We start from the raw sequence: 19578 nt of genomic DNA on the forward strand, positions 1-19578 counted from the left end.
TCGACAACAGCGCGAATGCCGCCGTTCGACACGCCTCGCTCATCAGCGGGGACTTCGGCACCGCTGCGCGACCGTGAACCGAGAAGGAACGATGACCGGACCGAGTCCCCAGGTGGGCGCACCCCCACGGCCGATCAGGCCACTTTCGGTGCCGGAACTCGCCAGGGTCCGGTTCGCGGCGGACAGCATCGCCGGGCGTCCGGGTTACAGCGCGGACGCCGAGGCCGGCCTGCTCGCCTTGCTCGCCGAAAACCTCATCCAGCAGAAGATCTCCGCCGGCGACGAACTGTGCAACCTGGACGGCTGGTGCTCCGGCATCTGGATCATCCAAGCCGGAACCGTCGAACTGACCATGGCGAACGAACACGATCATCTGGTCCTGCAGACGGTGTGCCGCGGCGAGGCGTTCGGCCTGGTCCAGCTCCTGGACGGGCAATCACTTCCATATGCGGTCCGCGCGCGCACCGCGGTCACCGCGCTGCTCCTGCCCGTCACGAAGTTCCCGCAACTGCGCCGGCAACCATCGTTCATGGAACTGGTGGTCGCCGGTCTGACCCGCCGGCTGGTACGGGCGTGGGATCACCTGGCGGCCGTGCTGGCCGACGACCTGAGCACCAAAGCGGCGCGGATTCTCCTGGCCGAAGAGCGAGAGGGCGTTGTGCCCTTGCCGCAGGTGACTCTCGCCAATCTCCTGGGCGTGTCACGGCCGGGGCTCAACGTGGCGCTGGGAAGTCTCCGGGATGCCGGCTTCATCGAACTCCGCTACCGGAGGATTCTGATCCTCGACCACGACGGTCTCGAGTCGGCGGCACGGATACCCTCGATCGTCGACCCCGCCACGGACCTGCGCTGACCAGGTCAGGGCAGGATCATCAGCCCGGCCGGCAACTCGTCCCACAGCACGCTCGCGATGCGGAGCAGGCTGGTCGACGGCGCCCGCAAGACGAGACTGAGACCGATCGCGCTGAGCTGACGGGCCGTCCGAGCGAGAGCGGCGACCGCCGGCCCGTCGGGATCGCTCAAGTGGTGGACGTGGAGCTGCACATCGGTCCGAGTGCTCAAAGCGCGGTCGACCGCGGCCGTCAACACCCGGGTGAACACCGCCCGGTTCCGCATGTCGACTCGGCCGATGACGCGAATTCCGCTGCCGACGGGCACGATCTGCAGGCTTTCGTCGCGATAGGACAGTGCGGGATCGATCCGGTCACGGTGCGCCGCCGCCCAGAGGTGCGCCTCCGTACCGCACCGGCGCCGATCGTAGGCGCAAAGGAACGCACCCGGCCGGTCACCGGTCAGCCGGTCGATGTACGCCTCGAACCCATCGGCGTCGGGCGGGCGCAGGTTCTCCCGGATCCAGTTGGCTTCCACCATGATCCGGAGTCCGGAGAACCCTTCGGCTCTCGTGTTGTCGGCGTACCGGGCGAGCCAGGCGAGCATTCCCCCCGGTTCGCCGAGAGGCAGCCGGACGTGGTGGTCACGGACCGACATGACCAGCAGCTGACCTCGGCCGGTCAAGCGACCGACGTTCAGCCCCGCCGCCGCGAGCCGGTCGAGCGCCCGCAACCGTTCCCCGCCCGGTACCAGGCAACAGATGCGCTCGCCGAGCTGGACACCGGCGGTGATGAAGAAATAGAGCAAGCTGCGGTACTCCGCCTCGGTACCGAACACGGCACCGGCGTGCTGGTACCGGACGGCACCCCCGCCGGTGTTCGGCTTCGACCGGTGGACGTCCAGCGGACCTGTCATCCCTCGTCAGACCTTTCCGTTAACGTGCGCTCGTCCTTCGCCAGGGCGACGGGCGACGGGGTACGAGCGGGGTTCTGCACACCCTGGTGTGGACGGGGCAGGTGCCGACCGGCCGGCACCTGCCCTCAGCGGTTCCCTCAGGCGACGGCACACTGTCCGGTGCTTGAGGTCACCAGCTTCCCGACGGCCCCGTTCGGGCCGGCGCTGACTTGCCAGGCCTGGTAGTGGGCACAGCCCGGACCGCGGCCGCTCCCACCATCCCCTGAACACCCACCGACGCCGGTGCCGGTCGTGGTCGCGGTGGCCCCGTCCGGCCCGGCTGCGACCGAACCAGCCTGGTAGGAGGCGCAGCCCGGCCCACCACCGCTCTGCGCGGACGCCACGCCCCACCCCGCCGCCAGCAGCGGAACGGAAATCCCGACCACGGTCATACCCTTCACCAAAAGGTTCATCGTCTATTCCTCACTCGCTTTGTACGACCCGATGAATTCATCGGGTCTCGCACATGGTCGCGCTTTCAGGACCGCGCCACAGGACCAAAGCCCCGTCTCATCCCTATTTGCCAAGCACGTCCTCCGACGCGAGGAACACTACCGCACGCGCCACCGGTGACCACCCAGCGAAGAGCGTTGCGAAGATGTACCACCCGGGCAGGTGTAAAGTTTGTTCGAATTTGACCGTTACCGGTTCCGCGAACACGCGCGAGAAGACCCGAACCTGCTTTTTGCTCTTTGAAAAGTCATCTGCCTGACGGTTTACTCGACCAGCCGAGTGATGCTCCGGCAAGGGTGTCTGGCCGGTCAGTTCCGGGGGTAGCCGCACGGAGCCCGCGACGCCTGGCCGGCTGCACGTTACCGATCCGCGGGGACAGCGCTACGCGAAGTCCAGTATTCGACGACCGCACCAGTGAGAAACCATGACGCACATCGATGACTGCCCAGCCTCCGATTCGGCCGGAGCACCCCCCTACTCCGCTCGCCGCAACGCGAGATTCGCGCTCGATTGCCTCTTGCCGGGCGATCCACCCGACTTCGGCGCCCAGGACGATCTGCTCGACAGCCTCGCGCAAGAGCTCGTTCCCGTTCACTGCCCGCCGCGCACGGTGCTGTGCCGGCGCGACCACCGGCCCGATGGTGTCGCGTTCATCCAGGACGGCATCGTCGAACTGGTGACGGGCCCTCGCGACGTGGTGACGCAGACGCTCTGCCGCGGAGGCGTACTGGGACTCGAAGAACTGCTCAGCGGAAGAACGGCTCCGCGGCTCGCTCGCACGGCGAGTCACGTTTCGTACTTGTTCCTTCCACCCGACCCCCTGCTCAACGCTTTCCTGTCCCGCCCCGGCGCCGCACCGCACCTGATGTCCGGCTTGGCCGACCGCCTGGTCACCACGTCGGGACGGCTCGCCACAGTGCTGGAAGGCGACGTCGAGCAGCGCACCGCGCGCATGCTGCTCTTGGAGCAACGCAACGGCGTCCTGGTGATTTCCCAGTCCGCGCTCGCTGCCATGGCCGGTGTTTCACGCCCCAGTCTCAACCGGGCGCTGAAGGCGCTGAGCGACCGGAACGCCGTTCGGCTCCAGTACCGCCGGATCCGGATTCTCGACGAGTCGCTCCTCAGAGCCGCAGCGACGGCCGACCGATGGCCGTCCACGCACCACACACCTGACGCCGCCGTCGCGCTCCACACCCACGAGAGGAGCTGACCGGAGATGACCGACCCAGCGAGCACTGATCGACGCCCGGCCACCACCCACGGAATCGACGTCGCGAACCATCCCGGTCATCCGCCGGACTGTGGTGAGATGTATCTACGCCACTTCGCGTCCGCACGCGCCTACGCGAGGCAGTTCACGTACAACAACGCGGATGCCGAAGACATCACCGCCGAGGCGTTCGCCCGGATACTCGCACTGATCCAGCGCGGTCTCGGACCCGGTACCGACGGGTTCAAGACCTACCTCCGGCACACGGTGCGGTCGTGTGCCGTCTCACACATCAAGAAACGCGAACGGGAGTACCTGGCAGACGGCGCGGTGCTCACCGGCCTGACCGGCCCGGACGGCCTGGACGGCCTGGACGGCCTCGGCGACCGGCAAGCGGCCGCCGATCGGCAAAGCCTGCTGGTACAGGCGTTCGGCGAACTGTCGGCCCGGCACAGACTGGTGCTGCTGCTGACCGCTGTCGACGGCGTCCAGCCGTCCGTCGTGGCCATGGCGCTCAACAAGACGCCGAATCAGCTCGCCGCCCTCGCCTACCGTGCCCGCAACAACCTGCGCGACGCCCTTCACCGGCTTGCCGCCCAGCACCAGGCGCACTCCGGCAGCACGGCCGGCCCGCGCTGATCACCGGTTGCCGGTGCGTCCACCCCCGGTGACCGTCCGGCCGGCTACCACGTCGCCGCGGTCTACCGGATGCGCACCTCCTCCGATCCGGCGCCGATCGCGGCCGACCGTGGTGTTCCCCGCTTCGCGGGGAGGCCGGTCGGTCGCCAGGGGCGGGCTCGGCGCCGGGGCCGGTGGCGTCCGGTCAGAACCGGAAGACCGGTCGCACGCACCCGTCCTGCTTGTGCTTGAACATCTCGTAGCCCTTCGGTCCCTCGTCCAGTGTCATCGGGTGGGTGGCGAAGTGCCGGGTCGGCAGGTCGCCGCCGGCGATCCGGTCGAGCAGCTCGGGGATGTAGCGCTGCCCGTGCTGCTGGGCGCCGCGGAAGACCAGCCCCTTGTTCATCAGCGCCCCGAGCGGGAACTTGTCCACCACACCGGCGAACACGCCCAGGCAGAAGACCGATCCGCCCTTGCGGCACGCGTGAATGGCCTCGCGCAGGGCGGCGGGCCGGTCGCTCTGCAGCCGCAGCTGCTGCTTGATCTGGTCGTAGGCGTACTCGGGGCCGGGGCTGTGGGCCTCCATCCCCACGGCCTCAATGCACACGTCGGGTCCGCGGCCGCCGCTGAGCTCGCGCAGCTCGGCGCCGACGTCGGTCTTGGTGTAGTCGAGGGTTTCGGCCCCCATGTGCTCACGAGCCTGGCGCAGCCGTTCGGGAATGCGATCGATGACGATCACCCGCTCGGCGCCGAGCAGCGCCGAGGCGCGCGCGGCGACCTGCCCGACGGCCCCCGCCCCCCACACCGCGACGACGTCACCCGGCTTGACCCCGCCGAGGTCGGCGCCCATCCACCCGGTCGGGCCGGCGTCGGAGGCGAACACGGCGGCCAAGTCGTCGTCCAGGCCCTCGGGTACCGGGAAGCTGCCGTGGTCGGCGAAGGGCACCCGGATGTACTCGGCGTGGCTGCCGGCCAGGCCGCCCAGGGCGTGGGAGTAGCCGAAGCAGGCGCCCGGGCGCCGAACGTGCTCGTGCCGTTGAAGACGCGGGTGTGGGGGTAGAGCCAGAGATTGTCGTTGAGGTCCGCTGTCGGGTACACCAGCAGCGCCCGATCGGAGGCGCGGCTGGCCAAGACGTCCGCGGGCATCTCCGGCACCGTTTCCGGGTCCTGGGTGTCACCGGTGATTTCCGCGGCGCCGACCGTTGTAGATGTTCCAGCCTCGCCCGATCTCGACCCGCGGCGCCAGCGTCTTCGTTCCATTCAGGGTGCCGGAGTTCGGATAGCCCCACAGAGCACCGCTGTCCAGTCCGGGCTGCCGGGTCAGGATATCGGGAAGCCCGTCACCGGTGAGGTCCCGTGACCGAGCCGAGGACCGCTGGGTGTAGTCCGCTGCGGCTGTGCTGGCCGGCTCCCGGGGAGCCGGTGAAGCGGCCACGGCCGCGCCCGGCTGGATCGCCACCGCAGCGAAAACCGTGACTACGACGCCGATCCGCCATGTCTTCCAGCGCATTGGCGTCACACCTCTCACCGGCGTAGCGCGGCGCAACAGTGGCACATGCCGGCGTGCCGCAATGTGTTTTCCCCACCATGAGGTACCCATTCCACGATGAACCCTGCGGCAGCAGGAATGGCGAACCAGGCGACCCGTTCAAGGCGACAAGCAACAGCCCGGCGCGCGGGACAACGCAGTGGAGTGTCAGGTGCACCTCAGCAAACACACAGAGTCGATCACTCCGGTGGCTCGGGTAGGCCATCCGAGCGACGCTCCGGGTGTCATCGAGATTTCATCGGAGGTCCCTACGTTGGGTGCGTTTGATCCGCCATGCCGTCGTTGGAGGAGTCATGACCGAGCCGGGGTCCCTGCAGCATCCGCGTACCGGGCGCTCGCCAGGAGTGGGCTTGCTTCGGAAACACCGCAAGCCGGCTTTGCTCGGGGCCATCAGCCTGGTCGTGGTGCTCGTTGCCGGGCTGGCGACCTGGCTGGCCTGGCCCTCGCCTCCGAAGGACCGGACGCCGTTCGACCAGGCTTTGGCCAGACTGGCGACAGCAGAGGGCGTTCAGTACACAGATCGGGCGATCTACGGCGCGAAACGGGACATCACCACGACCCGGTTCGGAGAGCAATTCGGCGTTACCGGTAGCCCAGGCCTGGAGCAGCTCGACCAGGGAGTGCTCCGGGTCGGCGGCAAGCTCTACACCAAGTTCCAGCGAGACAACTCCGGACGCCTGAGCAAGTGGAAGACCGGCGACCCCGGCGACGAATACATGTACGGCGATTTGATCAAGGAGTTCCCGCCTCCCCAGGAGCTGGCCGCCACACTCACTACCGCACTGGCCGATGTCCGGGACCTGCCGTCACCGGCCGATCCCGGCCTGCCTGCGCTCTCCGTCGCCGGGGTGCCCGCGCTGCGCGCAGAGACTTCGGCCGGCTCGCTATACGTGGCCAGAGACGCGCCACATCGCGTGTTACGGCTCGAACCGCAGGGCATGTTGTCCCCGTCCCGTCTCCCCGAGCTGACCGGACAACCGACCCTTCCAGACCTGCCGTCCGCGCGGCCGGGCATGGAGTCGCTCGGCAAGGAATCGCAGGGCATGGACCTGTCCGTGCTCGAGGACGACCAGGCCGACCAGATGTACGACACCCTCGCCGAGGACACCAAAGGCCTGGCGAACGCCGTCGACAGCGGTATCACTTTCGCCCTCACCGCAGCCGGCACGTTCACCTGCAGTGCAGCAGGCTGCCTCGTCACCGAGTCATACCAAGCAAACGTGAGCGCCAAGGCCAAGGGCCGCGTCACAGGCGGCCAGGTCACCGCCAAGCTGACCGTGACCAACGTGACCATCGACGGGCGTCCAGCAGGTGGCTGCGTCAGCCCTCCGACCACGATCCCGATCATCGGCGACAGCACCACCGGCCAGTTGTCGTGTAATGACCTGGAAGCCGGCCCTGTGTTCGCCGCGGTCGAGGCGGAGTACGCGCAGCGCGCGCAAGCTCAGGCCAATGCCAGCGGCGGCCGCGTCACCTTGAGGTGGTCGGACTTCGCTGACGCCGAAATCGACGCTCTGGCTCTCGCCCAAGTCGAAGTGGACCAGCTGCTCACTCAGCAACAGCAGGAACGCGACGCCTGTCCTGCGCCCAACAGCTTCACGTCAGGCACCCGCGTCCTGCTCGCCGACGGCAGCACCCGCCCGATCGAGAAAATCGTCGCCGGGGACCAGGTTCGCACCGCCGATCCCGCCACCGGTCACACCAGCACCGAATCCGTCGCAGCCCTGATCACCGGCACCGGACAGAAGACCCTCGATGAGCTCACCATCTCCGACGGCCGACGCACCGGCACTCTCACGGCGACCGGTAACCACCCGTTCTGGGATCCCGCCCGTCGCTCCTGGGTCGACGCCGCAAACCTTTTCCCCGGCGAACCCCTGACCGGCCCCTCCCCCAGCGACTCGATCCACGTCACCGCCAACCGCGCCTACCGAGCGAAACAGACTGTCCACAACCTCAGCGTCGCGGGCACCCACACCTTCTACGTACTGGCCGGCGACACGCCGGCATTGGTGCACAACACCGAGCCGTGCCCGATCGGCACCAAGATCAGTGCCCAAAAGCAGGGGCGGCATCTGCAAGGGCACCCCCTCTACGCCGACGGTGGCTACTTCAAGAACATCACCGAAGCCCAGAAGGTCCTGGACGCCTACCACGCAAATAAAGTAACCATACTGGGTGCAATTCCAGAAAAAGGGCAAATCATCGTTCACTGCCCGACAGTTATCGGATATAATAACAACCCGGCGAACAACCACCTGGACCAACCGACAAACGTATTCATGATCAAAGGCACGAGAAGCGTGAGCATAGTCCCGATCGACCCGAACTGGAAGCCGTGACCATGACCGAACTCGAACGCGAGAATATCCTCGTACTGCAGCTTGTCCAGGCCTCGATCGGCTTGATCTCTCCCGAAATTTACGCCATCTCGATCCAACTTCAAGATAGTCATGTCACCGTTCACTTCGCAGTACAAAAGGTCACGAGCGCACTGCGGGAGGACGTCGACGACATCATCTTCGAACTCGACGCCCTCATACCCGGATCGATGACTTCCAAGGCGTTGATCCATCAGGGAATGCCAGACTCCCATTGGACTGGACGTCAGTACCGCATGGTTTACATGAGGAAATCTGCCAGCTTCGACTGAGCAGACATGGACCGCGTCTCGGGCGCGTAAGTTGTATTTATTCCCAAACGACCGATAAGTGGCATGAGCAGACGTTCGATCGCAGCAGCCTTAGTCGGTTCGCACCGCGGATCCGGTACACATTGTCCCGCCGGATCAGCCGTCGTCGGTGATACAACGATCGGCAACGTGGTTTTCCCGCACCAGGTGCAGCCGTTCGGCTATGGCGTGCGAGGTGTCCGCGCAGCGCGCTGGATGGAGGTAGGAGAGTGAACGGGGTCTCCCTGGCAGCCGCCGGTGCGCCCCTAGATGACGGGATAGACGCGCACTGGTCGGCCTCCGAGGTGAGCGCTCGATCAGCGGCACAAGCGAACGTTTGGCTGGGCAGGATCTGAGCGGTACGGGGTATCGACTGAGCTGCTTATGAAGGCGGACTTCCAAACGATCGAATCCGCCAGTAGACAAGGTTGTGGCGAGCGGCCGCGGTGCGGGGATGCTCCGCGCCCAGCACCCGAAGCACGTCGGTGAGTAGCTGTTTGTAGGTGGCCGCGGCGCCGGCCGCATCGCCTGCCAGCCCCAGCCAGTCAGCGTGGTGGCCGCAGGTGATCAAGGTATCAGGATGGTCTGGACCCAACACCCGTAGGCAGTCGGCGAGCACCTCCTCGAACGCGGCAACGGCACCCATCGGATCACCGGCCTCACCTCGCCAACGGGCGAGGTGGCCGCGGGTGCTCAAGGTGTCGGGATGGTCTGGACCCAACACCTGCAGGCGGTCGGCGAGCAACTCCTCGTACGCGGCTGCGGCGCCGACCGGATCACCGGCCTCACCTCGCCAATAGGCGAGGTTACCGCGGGCGGTCAAGGTTTGGGGGTGGTCTGCACCGAGCACCCGCAGCATGTCGGTGAGTAGCAACTCGAACGCGGTCACAGCGCCAGCCGGATCACCGGCCTCACCTCGCTGGTCGGCGAGGCGGCCGCGGGTGGTCAAAGTGTCGGGATGGTCTGCACCGAGCACCCGCAGCATGTCGGTGAGTAGCAACTCGAACGCGGTCACAGCGCCAGCCGGATCACCGACCTCACCTCGCCAATAGGCGAGGTTACCGCGGATGGCCAAAGTGTCGGGCTGGTCTGGGCCCAACACCCGCAGGCGGTCGGTGAGCACCTCCTCGAACGCGGCAACGGCACCCACCGGATCACCGACCTCACCTCGCCAGTGGGCGAAGTTACCGCGGATGATCAAGGTGCTGGGATGGTCTGGACCCAACACCCGCAGGCAGTCGGCGAGCACCTCCTCGAACGCGGCAACGGCACCCACCGGATCACCGGCCTTACCCCGCCAACGGGCGACGTTGCCGCGGGTGGTCAAGGTATCAGGATGGTCTGGACCCAACACCCGTAGGCAGTCGGCGAGCACCTCCTCGAACGCGGCAACGGCACCCACCGGATCACCGGCCTCACCTCGCCAACGGGCGAGGTGGCCGCGGGTGCTCAAGGTGTCGGGATGGTCCGGACCCAGGCGCTCTGCGGCGGTGGTGTGAAGCCGGTCAAAGTAACTTCTGGCCTCGGCAACCAACCCTATTGCGCCAAGGCTGTCACCCGTGCGAAACAGGACGGCATGCCCGCCCAGTTCCCAAAGGCTCTCGCCGGCCGCCTCGGCCAGTATCTCGGTGTTGGCCCGCAGCACCTGTCCCAGCGCGGCGTCGCGTTCCAGGTCCGGCCAGATGTGCAGCAGCGCGCCCGCCGCCGCATACGCCACCACCACGAGCCGTGGGGCTGCCAGGGCTTCGCGGGTAGCGCGCTGCACCAACGCGTGCACCCGCACCGTTCGCGCTTCCGAGCTCCGGTCGAGGGCGATCAGATTGAGCCGGTGCAGGCACCCCAGCCCATCGCGGGCCTGCTCGGCATCGACCTCACGCCCGCAATGACTCGCGAGCAGGCCGGTCACTAGCGGGTCGGTGAACACCGCGGCGGGGATGCCGTTGGGGTCCAGCACGCTGGCCACCTCCAGCAACGCGCCCGCGATCCCGGCCGGTTCCAGCCGGTTGGCCTGCTCCACCGACAACGACCAGGTCGTGGCCACGGTCGCGCGGTGCTCATCGGGCAGCCCGTCCGGTTCGGGCAGCAGCGACGCCAGGCTCCGCCGGCGGCTGGTCCACCGCGCCCGGTAGGCGGTGCACGACAGGTCCCGGTCCAGCATGTACGCGGCGGCCTGGGCCAAGGCCAACGGCAGGCACCCCAGCTCGACCGCCAGCTCAGCCGCGCCCTCGGCTAAATCCGGCTGGTCGGCCAGCGCAGCCTGCAGATACGCCTGCGCCTCTCCCGGGGTGAACACGTCGACCTCGACCAGCTGGCGGCCGTGTCCGCGCAGCGCGGCATCGCGGCGGCGGGTGGTCACCACCACCCGCCCACCAGGCGCAGCCGGTGGCCACAGGCCGCGCAGGTCGGCGGGGTTCTGCACGTCGTCGAGCACGATCAGCCACCGGGCCGAACTGGAGCTCAGCCATTCCAGCAGCCGCTGCGCGCCGTGCTCGAGGTCGGTGTCTTCGATGCCGGTCAGGTCGGTGGCCAGGCGGGCGTAGCTGGACACGATCGCTTCCCGCGACCCGGCGGTCACCCACGCCCAGACGTCGAGGTCACCGGAGGTCCAGAGCCGCTGGGCGTAGTTCAGCGCGATCTGCGTTTTGCCGACACCGCCTAATCCTGAAACCACTCCGGTGTGCACCTGCGGCTGGCCGGTCAGCACCGCGGCGTTGCCGCTCTCCAACGCCTGCACCAGCAGGTGCGTCGTCTCTGCGCGATCCTGGAATGCCGCGGCCGGCTGTGGTGCCACCCCCGCTCGGTGCGGCAGGGACACGACGGAGTGGGGCTGCTGGTGCACGTGCACGTTGCCCTTGACGACCCCGACTTGGACCAGGCGCCCGGACACGTCGCCGACTACGCGGTTGGACGTGTCACCGTCGGATGGCACGTCACGGCGGGGACTCACCGATCCAGTATCCCGACGCCGCCCTCGATCGAGCGCAGGAACCGGCATGCCAAACCGAATGGGGGAATGTCGAGTGTGTGAGCCGTGAGCATTCCGACCCCAGTCCACTCCATAGCTGCAGTTGGGTCGACGGCACAGCCGGGTCAGGCACTCGCCGAGGTCCGAATGCCAGCGGCTACAAGCTCGCCACCCGACGGTGCACCGCAATCCAGCCCCGACGACCCCTGGCGCTCGATCGAGCTGCACATCGCTACCGCCTATCCCGCAGCTGACGAAGCGGGCATTACCGACACGGTGGTGGACGGCCTGGAAGCGGTGGCTGATGCGTTCGACGCCGCGACCCGCTCGTCAACGATGCAGTCCCTGCGCTCCGGCTGCCCCAGCTGCCGGCGTATCCGCCATGAACCCACGCATGAACCTCGGCGAGGGTCTCACTCGCTGACCACCCCGCCCAGACATCGATGAAAGCTTCCCTGAGCGCGGGTCTTCCCGTTGCAGGGGGTACCTCTGCGCGCCAGCGGAACTCGGGACGCTGTCCTCTGCCGCCAAAGGCCCGCATACCGTAGCCAGCGAAGCTGGGACGCATGGCGACCTCGGTGAATTCGCTGAGGACGTGCAGGCCTTTGTTGACCGCGAATCGCGCGGCTTGCAGGAGCGGCACGGTGTCGGCAGCGGGGTAGCCGACGAGGCGCTGGTCGCCGAGCTCCTTCTCGCAGCCGGTCGATGCATCGTCTGAGCTACGTGCCCACATCAGTGCTTCGACCGCGGTGACCTGGCATTGTGTTCTGAAGTTCTCGAGCTGGTCTGCCGTCGGCGGGAGCGGTGCGACGTATCGCATTCCGGGCAGGTCGAGGAACCGTGCGTAGGCAGGTCGAACGCTGCACGGCCCGGCTGCGCGCAGCATCCGCGCTTGCCACCGTCACGAAGTCACCACCTCCGGTGCAGCTGCCGCGCCGACTGCCAGCGTCATCGCACTGGGCGCGTTACTCGCCGTGGCGCCGAGTACGAGGAAGGCGAGGAAGTGCTCGGCTTTGCGTTCGCAGCGCAGAGTCAGACGGCGGTATCCAGTGAACCAGGCCATAGTTCGTTCGATCACCCAGCGGTGCTCGCCGAGTCTGTCCTTGGCTTCGATTCCTATGCGGGCGATGCGAACCTTGACGCCCGCGGTCGCGGACCCAGCGTCGCAGGTCGGGGTGGTCGTAGGCCTTGTCGGCGTGCAGTTTGGCCGGCTTGCGACGCTGCGGGCCACGGCGGGAGCGGATCGCCATCACCAGCGGCTTCAACGCGGCCGAGTCGTGCGTGTTCGCGGCGGAGACCGCAACCGGCAGGGGCAGCCCGGCACGGTCGGACAGGGCGTGGATCTTCGAGCCGGGCTTGCCGCGGTCGACCGGACTGCGGCCGGTCAGAGATCCCCTTTTTTGGCCCTGACGCAGGCACCATCGACTACCGCGCGGCTCCAGTCCTCGCCACAGCCCGGCTTTGGTCCACTGACTGAAGCGGCGGTGCGCGGTATGGAACGGCACCCGAACGAGGGCGGCAGATCCCGCCATGCGCATCCGCTGGTCAGCACGTACACGATGCCGGTGAACACCGCACGAGCGTCCACCGGCGCAGTGCACCGCCCTGCGGACCCGGCACGAACACCGGGACCAACGGCTCCGCCGGCGCCCGCAGTTCATCCGGCACCAACCGCAGCGACAACCGATCGACCACAGCCAAGATCATCGCGACTGATCACCACGGGAGACACGCTCCAAGTGCCCTGGGCAGGACTGCTTGAGGATGGGAACGAACTGGACCTGGTGGTGATCTTTGCCGCGCTCTCGTTCATCCTGATCGGGCTGCTGCTGCACGTCGCGCTGCGGCCGCCGTATCGGTGAGCGGTCAGCGCGGCGCCCGGCTCGTACTGGCCCGCGGCATCAGGACCGGCGGCGGAGCCTGCCGATGCTCCGCCGTCCCCGTCTCGAGCACGTCGTTCAACGTCTCGATGGACAACACCCCGTGCTGGGTGATGTGCCGGTCCAACGCCGTCACCGCCGGACGGACCAACTGGCACAGGGCCGAATCGTCCCAAGACAGGATCGACAGCTCCTCCGGCACCGAGATCCCCATCTCCTGCGCCGCTGCCATGGCCGCCAACGCCATCACGTCGTTGTCGAAGATGATCGCCGTGGCCCTGTTGCGCTCCGACAGCAATCTGCGGGCCGCCCGGGCTCCGCTGTCTCCCGAATAGTCCGCGTGCAGTGTCTTCGACCACTCCAGCTGGTGGGTCTGCGCCGCCCGGGTGAACGCCTCGTCTCGGCGTAGCGTGTGGGACAGGGCCACCGGGCCCGCGACCCGGGCGATCCTCCGGTGCCCGAGGGCCGCCAGGTAGCCCACCACCTCCTCCGTCGGCGGGCCGTCGTCGCTCCACACGCAGGGCAGGTCGCGGGACTGCGGGTAGCCCAGCGCCACCGCCGGCAAGCCGATTTCGGCCAGCAGCCCGGTGCGGAGGTCGTTGTCGTTCAGGTCGACCACGATCACCCCGTCCACGCGGCGCTCGGCCCACCACCTGCGGTACGTCTCGACCTCCGTGTCGCGGTCGTCGGTCACCGCCAGCATCAACGCCGTCGACGGGTCCGCTTTCAGCGCCGCTTCGATGCCCGACACCAGCTGCATGAAGAACGGCTCGATCCCCAGCACCTGGGCCGGCCGGTCCACGATCAGGCCGATCGTCCCCGTGCGCGCCCTCGTCAAGGCCCGCGCGGCCGTGCTCGGCCGCCAGCCCATGCTGTCCGCGATCTGCAGCACCCGCTCGCGCGTCGCCGCGGACACGCCCGGCTTGCCGTTGAGCGCGTACGAGACCGCGCCCGTCGAAACGCCGGCCGCGTCCGCGATGTCCGCGATGGTCAGCCGCTTCATGCCCCTCCTCGCTCAAACGCTTCACCCCGCCCGAAGGCTACGCCCGCGCATTGACACGACGTGAGCGAGGTTACATGATGTGAAGCGCTTAACTACAGCTCCCCGTCGAGGATGCGTGACGACACCACAACGCCGCACCTCGCCTAGTTAACCGATTAAGTATTCCTCAGGAGTCCTCATGGCCGGAAGGCACCGCCGCCTGCTCGTCCCCGCCGTCGCCGCCGTGCTCGCCCTGACCTCGTGCTCCAGCGGAGGCACGAGCGGTGACGGCGGCACCATCGTCACGGCCAACACCGGCGCCTCGGGCGCGTTCGTCCGCAACTTCAACCCGTTCCTGCCCAACCAGGCCCAGGCCGGCTACGGCGGCACGATCTACGAGTCGCTGCTCTTCTTCGACATGGCCGATCGGCGGCCCCCGGTCCCGCAGCTGGCCACGGCCGCGACCTTCTCCCCGGACGGCAGGACTCTCACCGTCACCACCCGGGACGGCGTCCGGTGGCACGACGGGCAGCCGTTCACCGCCCAGGACGTCGCCTTCACCTTCGACGCCATGATCAAGCACCCCGAGCTCAACACGAACGGGCTGACGCTGGCCGCGGCCAGCGCGCCCGATGACCACACCGCGAAGATCACCTTCGCCCAGCCCGCGTTCAACCAGCTGTGGGGCGCGGCGGGCCGCACCTTGATCGTGCCCAAGCACGTCTGGGAGAAGATCGCCGACCCGGCCACCGAACCGAACCCGAACCCCGTCGGCACCGGGCCGTTCACCCTCGACTCCTTCTCGCCGCAGACGTTCCTGCTGAAGAAGAACCCGAACTACTGGGAGAAGGACAAGCCGGCCATCGACGGCCTGCGGTTCATCTCCTTCAGCGACAACACGAGCGCGAACCAGTCGCTGCTCGCCGGCAAGATCGACTGGGGCAACACCTTCGTCCCCGACCCGGCGAAGAACTGGGTCGCCAAGGACCCGAAAACCCACCTGATCCCGTCGGCCGGCATCTACCAGACCAGTCTCGTGCCCAACCTGACGAGCCGGCCGACGAACGACCTGGCCGTGCGGCAGGCGATGAACCTCGCGCTGGACCGCAAGCGGATCGTCGACACCGTCTACTTCGGAGTCGCGAAGGTGCCCAGCCCCGAACTGCTCCAGACGCCCCGCGACGACGAGTTCCGCAGCACCGGCCCGATCCCCCGCGACCCCGCCGCCGCCCGCGCCGCGCTCGAAAAGGCCGGCTACACGCGCGGCGCCGACGGCGTCTACCTCGACAAGGACGGCCAGCGGCTCGAGGTCTCCCTCAAGGTCGTCACCGGGTACACCGACTACATCCAGGCCCTGCAGCTGATCCAGCAGCAGTTCGCCGAGGTGGGCATCGCGCTGACCGTGCAGCAGGTGTCGAGCGCCCAGTTCAACTCCGACCGCTCGACCGGCACCTTCCAGCTGCTCATCGACGGCCTGGGCGGCAAGCCCGACCCCTACCAGCTCTACAACCAGGTGCTGTCCTCGGCCACCACCGCGCCGATCGGGCAAAAAGCAGTGTCCAACTGGTCGCGCTTCTCCGACCCGCAGGTCGACGCCGCACTAGCCGCGATGGCCGGCACCGACGACCAGGTCGTGCTCAAGCAGCGCACCCGGGAGATCGGGCGGGTCCTGGTCGACCGGCTGCCGTACATCCCGGTGTTCCAGAACAGTCCCAACGCGACATTCCTGGCCACGAAGGTCACCGGCTGGCCCACCGACGACAACCTCTACGCACTGTCGCGTTCGGACATCTTCCCGGACACCGGTTTCGTCGCCAAGAACCTGAAGCCGGTCAAGTGATGCGGTTCCTGGGCAAGAAACTCCTCTTCTACGCGGTGGCGTTGCTGGCCGCGCTGTCGCTGAACTTCCTGATCCCGCGGCTCGCGCCGGGCAACCCGGTCGACGCGGTGCTCGCGCGGCAGTCCTCGATGGCGCCGGTCTCCCCGGAGGCCCGGCACTCCCTGGAGCTGCTGCTGGGCGTCGGCGACCGGCCGATGTGGCAGCAGTACTTCTCCTACCTCGGCCAGCTCGTCACCGGCGACCTCGGCCGGTCGGTGACGTTCTTCCCGGCCCCGGTCGGCGACATCATCGGCCAGGCCCTGCCCTGGACGCTGGGCCTGGTCGGGGTGGCCACGGTCGTGTCGTTCACGCTCGGCATCTCCCTCGGCGCGCTGGCCGGCTGGTTCCGCCGCGGGTTCGTCGACTCGCTGGTCGCGGGGTCGACGATGCTGGCGGCCGTCCCGTACTTCTGGCTGGCGCTGGCGGCGGTGTTCTTCCTCGCCGCCGGCCTCGGCTGGTTCCCGCTCGGCCTCGGCTACGACGTCGAGGTCGAGCCGGGTTGGTCCGGCGAGTTCGTCGGCGACGTCGTGTACCACGCGCTGCTGCCGGCGCTCACGATCGTGGTCAGCTCGCTGGCGGGGTGGCTGCTGGGGATGCGCAACATGATGGTGTCCACGCTTTCGGAGGACTACGTCGTCACGGCGCAGGCGAAGGGCCTCAGCCTGCGCCGGGTCATGGTCACCTACGCCGCCCGCAACGCCGTCCTGCCCAGCGTGTCCGGGGTCGCGGTGTCGCTCGGGTTCGTCGTCGGCGGCGCGATCGTCACCGAAGCCGTGTTCTCCTACCCCGGCATCGGGTTCACGCTGCTGCAGGCGGTCCGCAACAGCGACTACCCGCTGATGCAGGGCATCTTCCTCGTCATCACCCTCGCGGTGCTCGGCGCGAACCTGCTGGTCGACCTGCTGTACGCGGTCATCGACCCGCGCGTGCGCACGACGGCGAAGGCAGGTGCCCGGTGACCCAGGCCGTCATCACGCCCGTCCGCGCCGGTGGGCAGTTGTCCGCGCTGGTCAAGCGCCCGAAGTTCGTGCTGGGCGCCGGGGTCGTGGCGCTCTACGCACTCGTCGCGGTGCTCGGGCCGCTGCTCGTCGGCGACCCGCACGCGGCGGGCCCGGACCTGCTCGCCCCGCCGTCGGCGCAGCACCCGCTGGGCACGACGAACAACGGGCAGGACGTCTTCGCGCAGCTGATCACCGGGTTCCGCTCGTCGCTGCTGGTCGGGCTGCTCGCCGGGGTGGTCACGATGGTGCTGGCGGCGCTGGTCGGCGTCGTCGGCGGGTACGCGGGCGGCTGGGCCGACGAGCTGCTCAACCTGATCGGCAACGTCTTCCTCGTCATCCCGGCGCTGCCGCTGATCGTCGTCGCGGCCAGCTACCTGCACTCCAGCGGCCTCGCCGTGATCGCCCTGCTGATCGCGGTGACGAGCTGGGCCGCGTCCGCGCGGGTGCTGCGCGCCCAGACGGCGTCGCTGGCCCACCGCGACTACGTCGACGCCGTCCGCGCGTCCGGCGAACGCGCGTGGCGGATCGTCGTGGTCGAGATCCTGCCCAACCTGTACCCGATCCTCATTTCGCAGTTCGTGTTCGCGATGATCGGCGCGATCCTCGGCGAGGCCGGGCTGTCGTTCCTCGGGCTCGGCGACCTCGACTCGGTCACCTGGGGCACCATGCTGTTCTTCGCCCAGAACGGTGAAGCGCTTTCCCAGGGCGCCTGGTGGTGGTTCCTCCCGCCCGGGCTGTGCATCGCCGTCCTCGGCGCGGCCCTGACCCTGCTCAACACCGGCGTCGACGAACTGATCAACCCGCGGCTGCGGGTGCGCGGCACCCAGGGAGACATCCGGTGAGCGACACGCCGGTGCTGCAGGTGCGGAACCTGCACGTCGACTACGCGACCCCGGCCGGGCCGGTGCACGCCGTGCGCGGCGTCGACCTCGACGTCCACCGCGGCGAACTCGTGGGCATCGTCGGCGAGAGCGGGTGCGGGAAGTCCACTTTGGCCTACGCGATCACGCGGCTGCTGCGCGCGCCCGCGCACCTCACCGAGGGCACGGTGACGTTCCACGGAACCGACGGCCCGGTTGCGGTGACCGGATTGACCGGCCGCGCGCTGCGGCGGTTCCGGTGGGAGCGGATGTCCATGGTGTTCCAGGGCGCGATGAACGCCCTCAACCCCGTGCAGCGGGTCGCCGCGCAGCTGCACGACGTCTTCCGCGCCCACCGGCCCGGCATGACGAAGGCCGAGCGCCGGACCCGGATCGACGAGCTGCTGGAGCTGGTCGGGCTGCCCGGGCGCGTCGCCCGCGCGTACCCGCACCAGCTCTCCGGGGGCATGCGCCAGCGCGTGATGATCGCGATGGCGCTGGCCCTCGAGCCCGACGTCGTGGTGATGGACGAGCCCACCACCGCCCTCGACGTCCTCGTGCAGCGGGAGATCCTCGACGCCGTCGCGGAACTGCGGGAACGGCTGGGGTTCGCGGTCGTGTTCATCACCCACGACCTGTCCCTGCTGCTGGAGATCAGCGACCGCATCGCGGTGATGTACGCCGGGCGCGTCGTCGAACTTGCCGACAGCAAACGGCTCCGCGAGGAACCCCGCCACCCCTACAGCGCCGGCCTGCTCACGGCGTTCCCGACATTGCGCTCGGCCCGCCAGGACCGGCACGGGATCCCGGGGCACCCGCCCGACCTCTCCCGGCCGGTAGCCGGGTGCGCGTTCGCCGGCCGCTGCGGGCTCGTCGTGCCCGAATGCACGACCACGGACGTCCGGTTGCGGCCCGTCGACGGCTCGGACGTCGCCTGCCTGCGCGCGGAGGTGCTCCGATGACCCAGCTGAGCGCCCACGACCTCGTCCGCGAGTTCCCCGGCGGGGTGCGCGCGGTGGACGGGGTCGGCTTCACCGTCACCTCCGGGCAGACCCTCGCCCTCGTCGGGGCCAGCGGCAGCGGGAAGTCGACCGTCGCCCGGATGCTGTGCGGGCTCGACCAGCCGACCAGCGGCGCCATCACCCTCGACGGCGAGCCCCGCCGGCCGGGGCACCGTGCGCTGCGGGAGTACCGCCGGCACGTCCAGATGGTCTTTCAGGACCCGTTCGCCTCGCTCAACCCGGTCAAGCCGGTGCACCACCAGCTGGCCCGGCCGCTGCGGATCCACGGCTTGCCCGGCGACCGGCGGGCCGTGCTCGACCTGCTCGACCGCGTCCACCTGCGGCCGGCCGACCAGTTCGCGGGGAAGCTGCCCCACGAGCTGTCCGGCGGGCAACGCCAGCGCGTCGCGATCGCGCGGGCGCTGGCGCCGCGGCCGCGGGTGCTGCTGGCCGACGAACCGGTGTCCATGTTGGACGTTTCGGTGCGCCTGGACATCCTCAACCTGCTCGAAGACCTCAAGCGCGACCACGACCTCGCCGTCCTCTACATCACCCACGACCTGGCGACCGCGCGGCACTTCTCCACCGCGGTCATGGTGATGAACGCCGGCCGGATCGTCGAAGCGGGGGACGCCGACGACGTCATCCTCCGCCCTACGCACGAATACACCCGCAAGCTGGCCGCCGCCGCGCCCGACCCCTGGCGCTGAGCGGCTATCCCGGA

The 19578-nt window shown here is 68.6% G+C and carries 16 protein-coding genes and 1 pseudogene; 11 read left to right on the plus strand and 6 right to left on the minus strand.

Features of this window, described 5'->3' with window-relative positions; genetic code table 11:
* The first annotated feature begins 148 nt into the window (after window positions 1–148).
* Entirely contained in the window at window positions 149–853 is a 705-nt protein-coding gene (locus SD460_RS45420) for a Crp/Fnr family transcriptional regulator (protein ID WP_290052598.1), read from the plus strand.
* Between the two features lie 5 nt (window positions 854–858).
* On the opposite strand, the gene SD460_RS45425 is transcribed toward SD460_RS45420, so the two are convergent.
* On the minus strand, window positions 859–1746 hold the full coding sequence (locus SD460_RS45425; RefSeq protein ID WP_290052601.1) for an MEDS domain-containing protein: 888 nt from the start codon (window positions 1744–1746) through the stop codon (window positions 859–861).
* Between the two features lie 916 nt (window positions 1747–2662).
* Here SD460_RS45425 and SD460_RS45430 point away from each other — a divergent pair.
* Together SD460_RS45430 and SD460_RS45435 are read left to right on the plus strand one after the other, a co-directional pair.
* The gene (locus tag SD460_RS45430; RefSeq protein ID WP_290052603.1) at window positions 2663–3448 is read left to right on the plus strand and encodes a Crp/Fnr family transcriptional regulator; all 786 of its coding nucleotides are present in this window, start codon (window positions 2663–2665) and stop codon (window positions 3446–3448) included.
* A gap of 6 nt (window positions 3449–3454) precedes the next feature.
* Window positions 3455–4087 carry an RNA polymerase sigma factor gene (locus SD460_RS45435; protein WP_290052605.1) on the plus strand — a complete coding sequence of 211 codons (633 nt, stop codon included), beginning with the start codon at window positions 3455–3457 and terminating at the stop codon, window positions 4085–4087.
* A gap of 184 nt (window positions 4088–4271) precedes the next feature.
* Here the strand turns inward: SD460_RS45435 and SD460_RS45440 are convergent, their stop codons facing one another.
* Together SD460_RS45440 and SD460_RS45445 are read right to left on the minus strand one after the other, a co-directional pair.
* Window positions 4272–5012 carry a zinc-binding dehydrogenase gene (locus SD460_RS45440; protein ID WP_290052607.1) on the minus strand — a complete coding sequence of 247 codons (741 nt, stop codon included), beginning with the start codon at window positions 5010–5012 and terminating at the stop codon, window positions 4272–4274.
* Between the two features lie 228 nt (window positions 5013–5240).
* Window positions 5241–5576, minus strand: a complete 336-nt coding sequence (locus tag SD460_RS45445) for an FG-GAP repeat domain-containing protein (RefSeq protein WP_290052608.1) — start codon at window positions 5574–5576, stop codon at window positions 5241–5243.
* Window positions 5577–5908: 332 nt separating this feature from the next.
* Between SD460_RS45445 and SD460_RS45450 the strand changes: the two genes are divergently transcribed.
* Both SD460_RS45450 and SD460_RS45455 read left to right on the plus strand, forming a co-directional pair.
* Window positions 5909–7957, plus strand: coding sequence for a polymorphic toxin-type HINT domain-containing protein (locus SD460_RS45450; protein WP_290052610.1), 2049 nt, complete (start codon window positions 5909–5911; stop codon window positions 7955–7957).
* 2 nt (window positions 7958–7959) lie between these two features.
* Window positions 7960–8268: a MafI2 family immunity protein gene (locus tag SD460_RS45455; protein ID WP_290052612.1), complete on the plus strand. Its 309-nt coding sequence runs from the start codon at window positions 7960–7962 to the stop codon at window positions 8266–8268.
* A 400-nt stretch (window positions 8269–8668) separates the two neighbouring features.
* Here SD460_RS45455 and SD460_RS45460 read toward each other — a convergent pair whose 3' ends face one another.
* Window positions 8669–11233, minus strand: a complete 2565-nt coding sequence (locus SD460_RS45460) for a tetratricopeptide repeat protein (protein ID WP_318307747.1) — start codon at window positions 11231–11233, stop codon at window positions 8669–8671.
* A 919-nt stretch (window positions 11234–12152) separates the two neighbouring features.
* Window positions 12153–12958, minus strand: a pseudogene (locus SD460_RS45465) (IS5 family transposase).
* Between the two features lie 32 nt (window positions 12959–12990).
* Between SD460_RS45465 and SD460_RS45470 the strand changes: the two are divergent.
* A complete protein-coding gene (locus tag SD460_RS45470) occupies window positions 12991–13113 on the plus strand; it encodes a hypothetical protein (protein WP_290050013.1) in 123 nt (40 codons plus the stop codon).
* A gap of 4 nt (window positions 13114–13117) precedes the next feature.
* Here the strand turns inward: SD460_RS45470 and SD460_RS45475 are convergent, their stop codons facing one another.
* Window positions 13118–14134: a LacI family DNA-binding transcriptional regulator gene (locus SD460_RS45475; protein ID WP_290050014.1), complete on the minus strand. Its 1017-nt coding sequence runs from the start codon at window positions 14132–14134 to the stop codon at window positions 13118–13120.
* 178 nt (window positions 14135–14312) lie between these two features.
* On the opposite strand from SD460_RS45475, the gene SD460_RS45480 reads away from it, so the two are divergent.
* Genes SD460_RS45480 through SD460_RS45500 form a run of 5 tightly spaced genes read left to right on the plus strand, consistent with a single transcriptional unit; the run spans window position 14313 to window position 19564 of the window.
* The gene (locus SD460_RS45480; protein ID WP_290050015.1) at window positions 14313–15953 is read left to right on the plus strand and encodes an ABC transporter substrate-binding protein; all 1641 of its coding nucleotides are present in this window, start codon (window positions 14313–14315) and stop codon (window positions 15951–15953) included.
* Window positions 15953–16951 carry an ABC transporter permease gene (locus tag SD460_RS45485; RefSeq protein ID WP_290050147.1) on the plus strand — a complete coding sequence of 333 codons (999 nt, stop codon included), beginning with the start codon at window positions 15953–15955 and terminating at the stop codon, window positions 16949–16951. Before SD460_RS45480 ends, SD460_RS45485 begins: the two co-directional genes overlap by 1 nt.
* Window positions 16948–17835, plus strand: a complete 888-nt coding sequence (locus SD460_RS45490; protein ID WP_290050017.1) for an ABC transporter permease — start codon at window positions 16948–16950, stop codon at window positions 17833–17835. The genes SD460_RS45485 and SD460_RS45490 overlap by 4 nt, the downstream gene beginning before the upstream one ends.
* Window positions 17832–18815 carry an ABC transporter ATP-binding protein gene (locus SD460_RS45495; RefSeq protein ID WP_290050019.1) on the plus strand — a complete coding sequence of 328 codons (984 nt, stop codon included), beginning with the start codon at window positions 17832–17834 and terminating at the stop codon, window positions 18813–18815. Before SD460_RS45490 ends, SD460_RS45495 begins: the two co-directional genes overlap by 4 nt.
* Complete coding sequence (locus tag SD460_RS45500; protein WP_318307748.1) at window positions 18812–19564, plus strand: ABC transporter ATP-binding protein; 753 nt, start codon at window positions 18812–18814, stop codon at window positions 19562–19564. The genes SD460_RS45495 and SD460_RS45500 overlap by 4 nt, the downstream gene beginning before the upstream one ends.
* Window positions 19565–19578: the final 14 nt, after the last annotated feature.

Origin of the sequence: Amycolatopsis solani (assembly GCF_033441515.1) — a bacterium.
Taxonomy (GTDB): Bacteria; Actinomycetota; Actinomycetes; order Mycobacteriales; family Pseudonocardiaceae; genus Amycolatopsis; species Amycolatopsis solani.

Coding starts and splice junctions, on each gene's coding strand:
- SD460_RS45445 (WP_290052608.1), bottom strand. CDS start 5,576: ATGCGCTGGAAGACATGGCGGATCGGCGTCGTAGTCACGGTTTTCGCT.
- SD460_RS45425 (WP_290052601.1), bottom strand. CDS start 1,746: ATGACAGGTCCGCTGGACGTCCACCGGTCGAAGCCGAACACCGGCGGG.
- SD460_RS45500 (WP_318307748.1), top strand. CDS start 18,812: ATGACCCAGCTGAGCGCCCACGACCTCGTCCGCGAGTTCCCCGGCGGG.
- SD460_RS45485 (WP_290050147.1), top strand. CDS start 15,953: ATGCGGTTCCTGGGCAAGAAACTCCTCTTCTACGCGGTGGCGTTGCTG.
- SD460_RS45450 (WP_290052610.1), top strand. CDS start 5,909: ATGACCGAGCCGGGGTCCCTGCAGCATCCGCGTACCGGGCGCTCGCCA.
- SD460_RS45430 (WP_290052603.1), top strand. CDS start 2,663: ATGACGCACATCGATGACTGCCCAGCCTCCGATTCGGCCGGAGCACCC.
- SD460_RS45475 (WP_290050014.1), bottom strand. CDS start 14,134: ATGAAGCGGCTGACCATCGCGGACATCGCGGACGCGGCCGGCGTTTCG.
- SD460_RS45435 (WP_290052605.1), top strand. CDS start 3,455: ATGACCGACCCAGCGAGCACTGATCGACGCCCGGCCACCACCCACGGA.
- SD460_RS45455 (WP_290052612.1), top strand. CDS start 7,960: ATGACCGAACTCGAACGCGAGAATATCCTCGTACTGCAGCTTGTCCAG.
- SD460_RS45480 (WP_290050015.1), top strand. CDS start 14,313: ATGGCCGGAAGGCACCGCCGCCTGCTCGTCCCCGCCGTCGCCGCCGTG.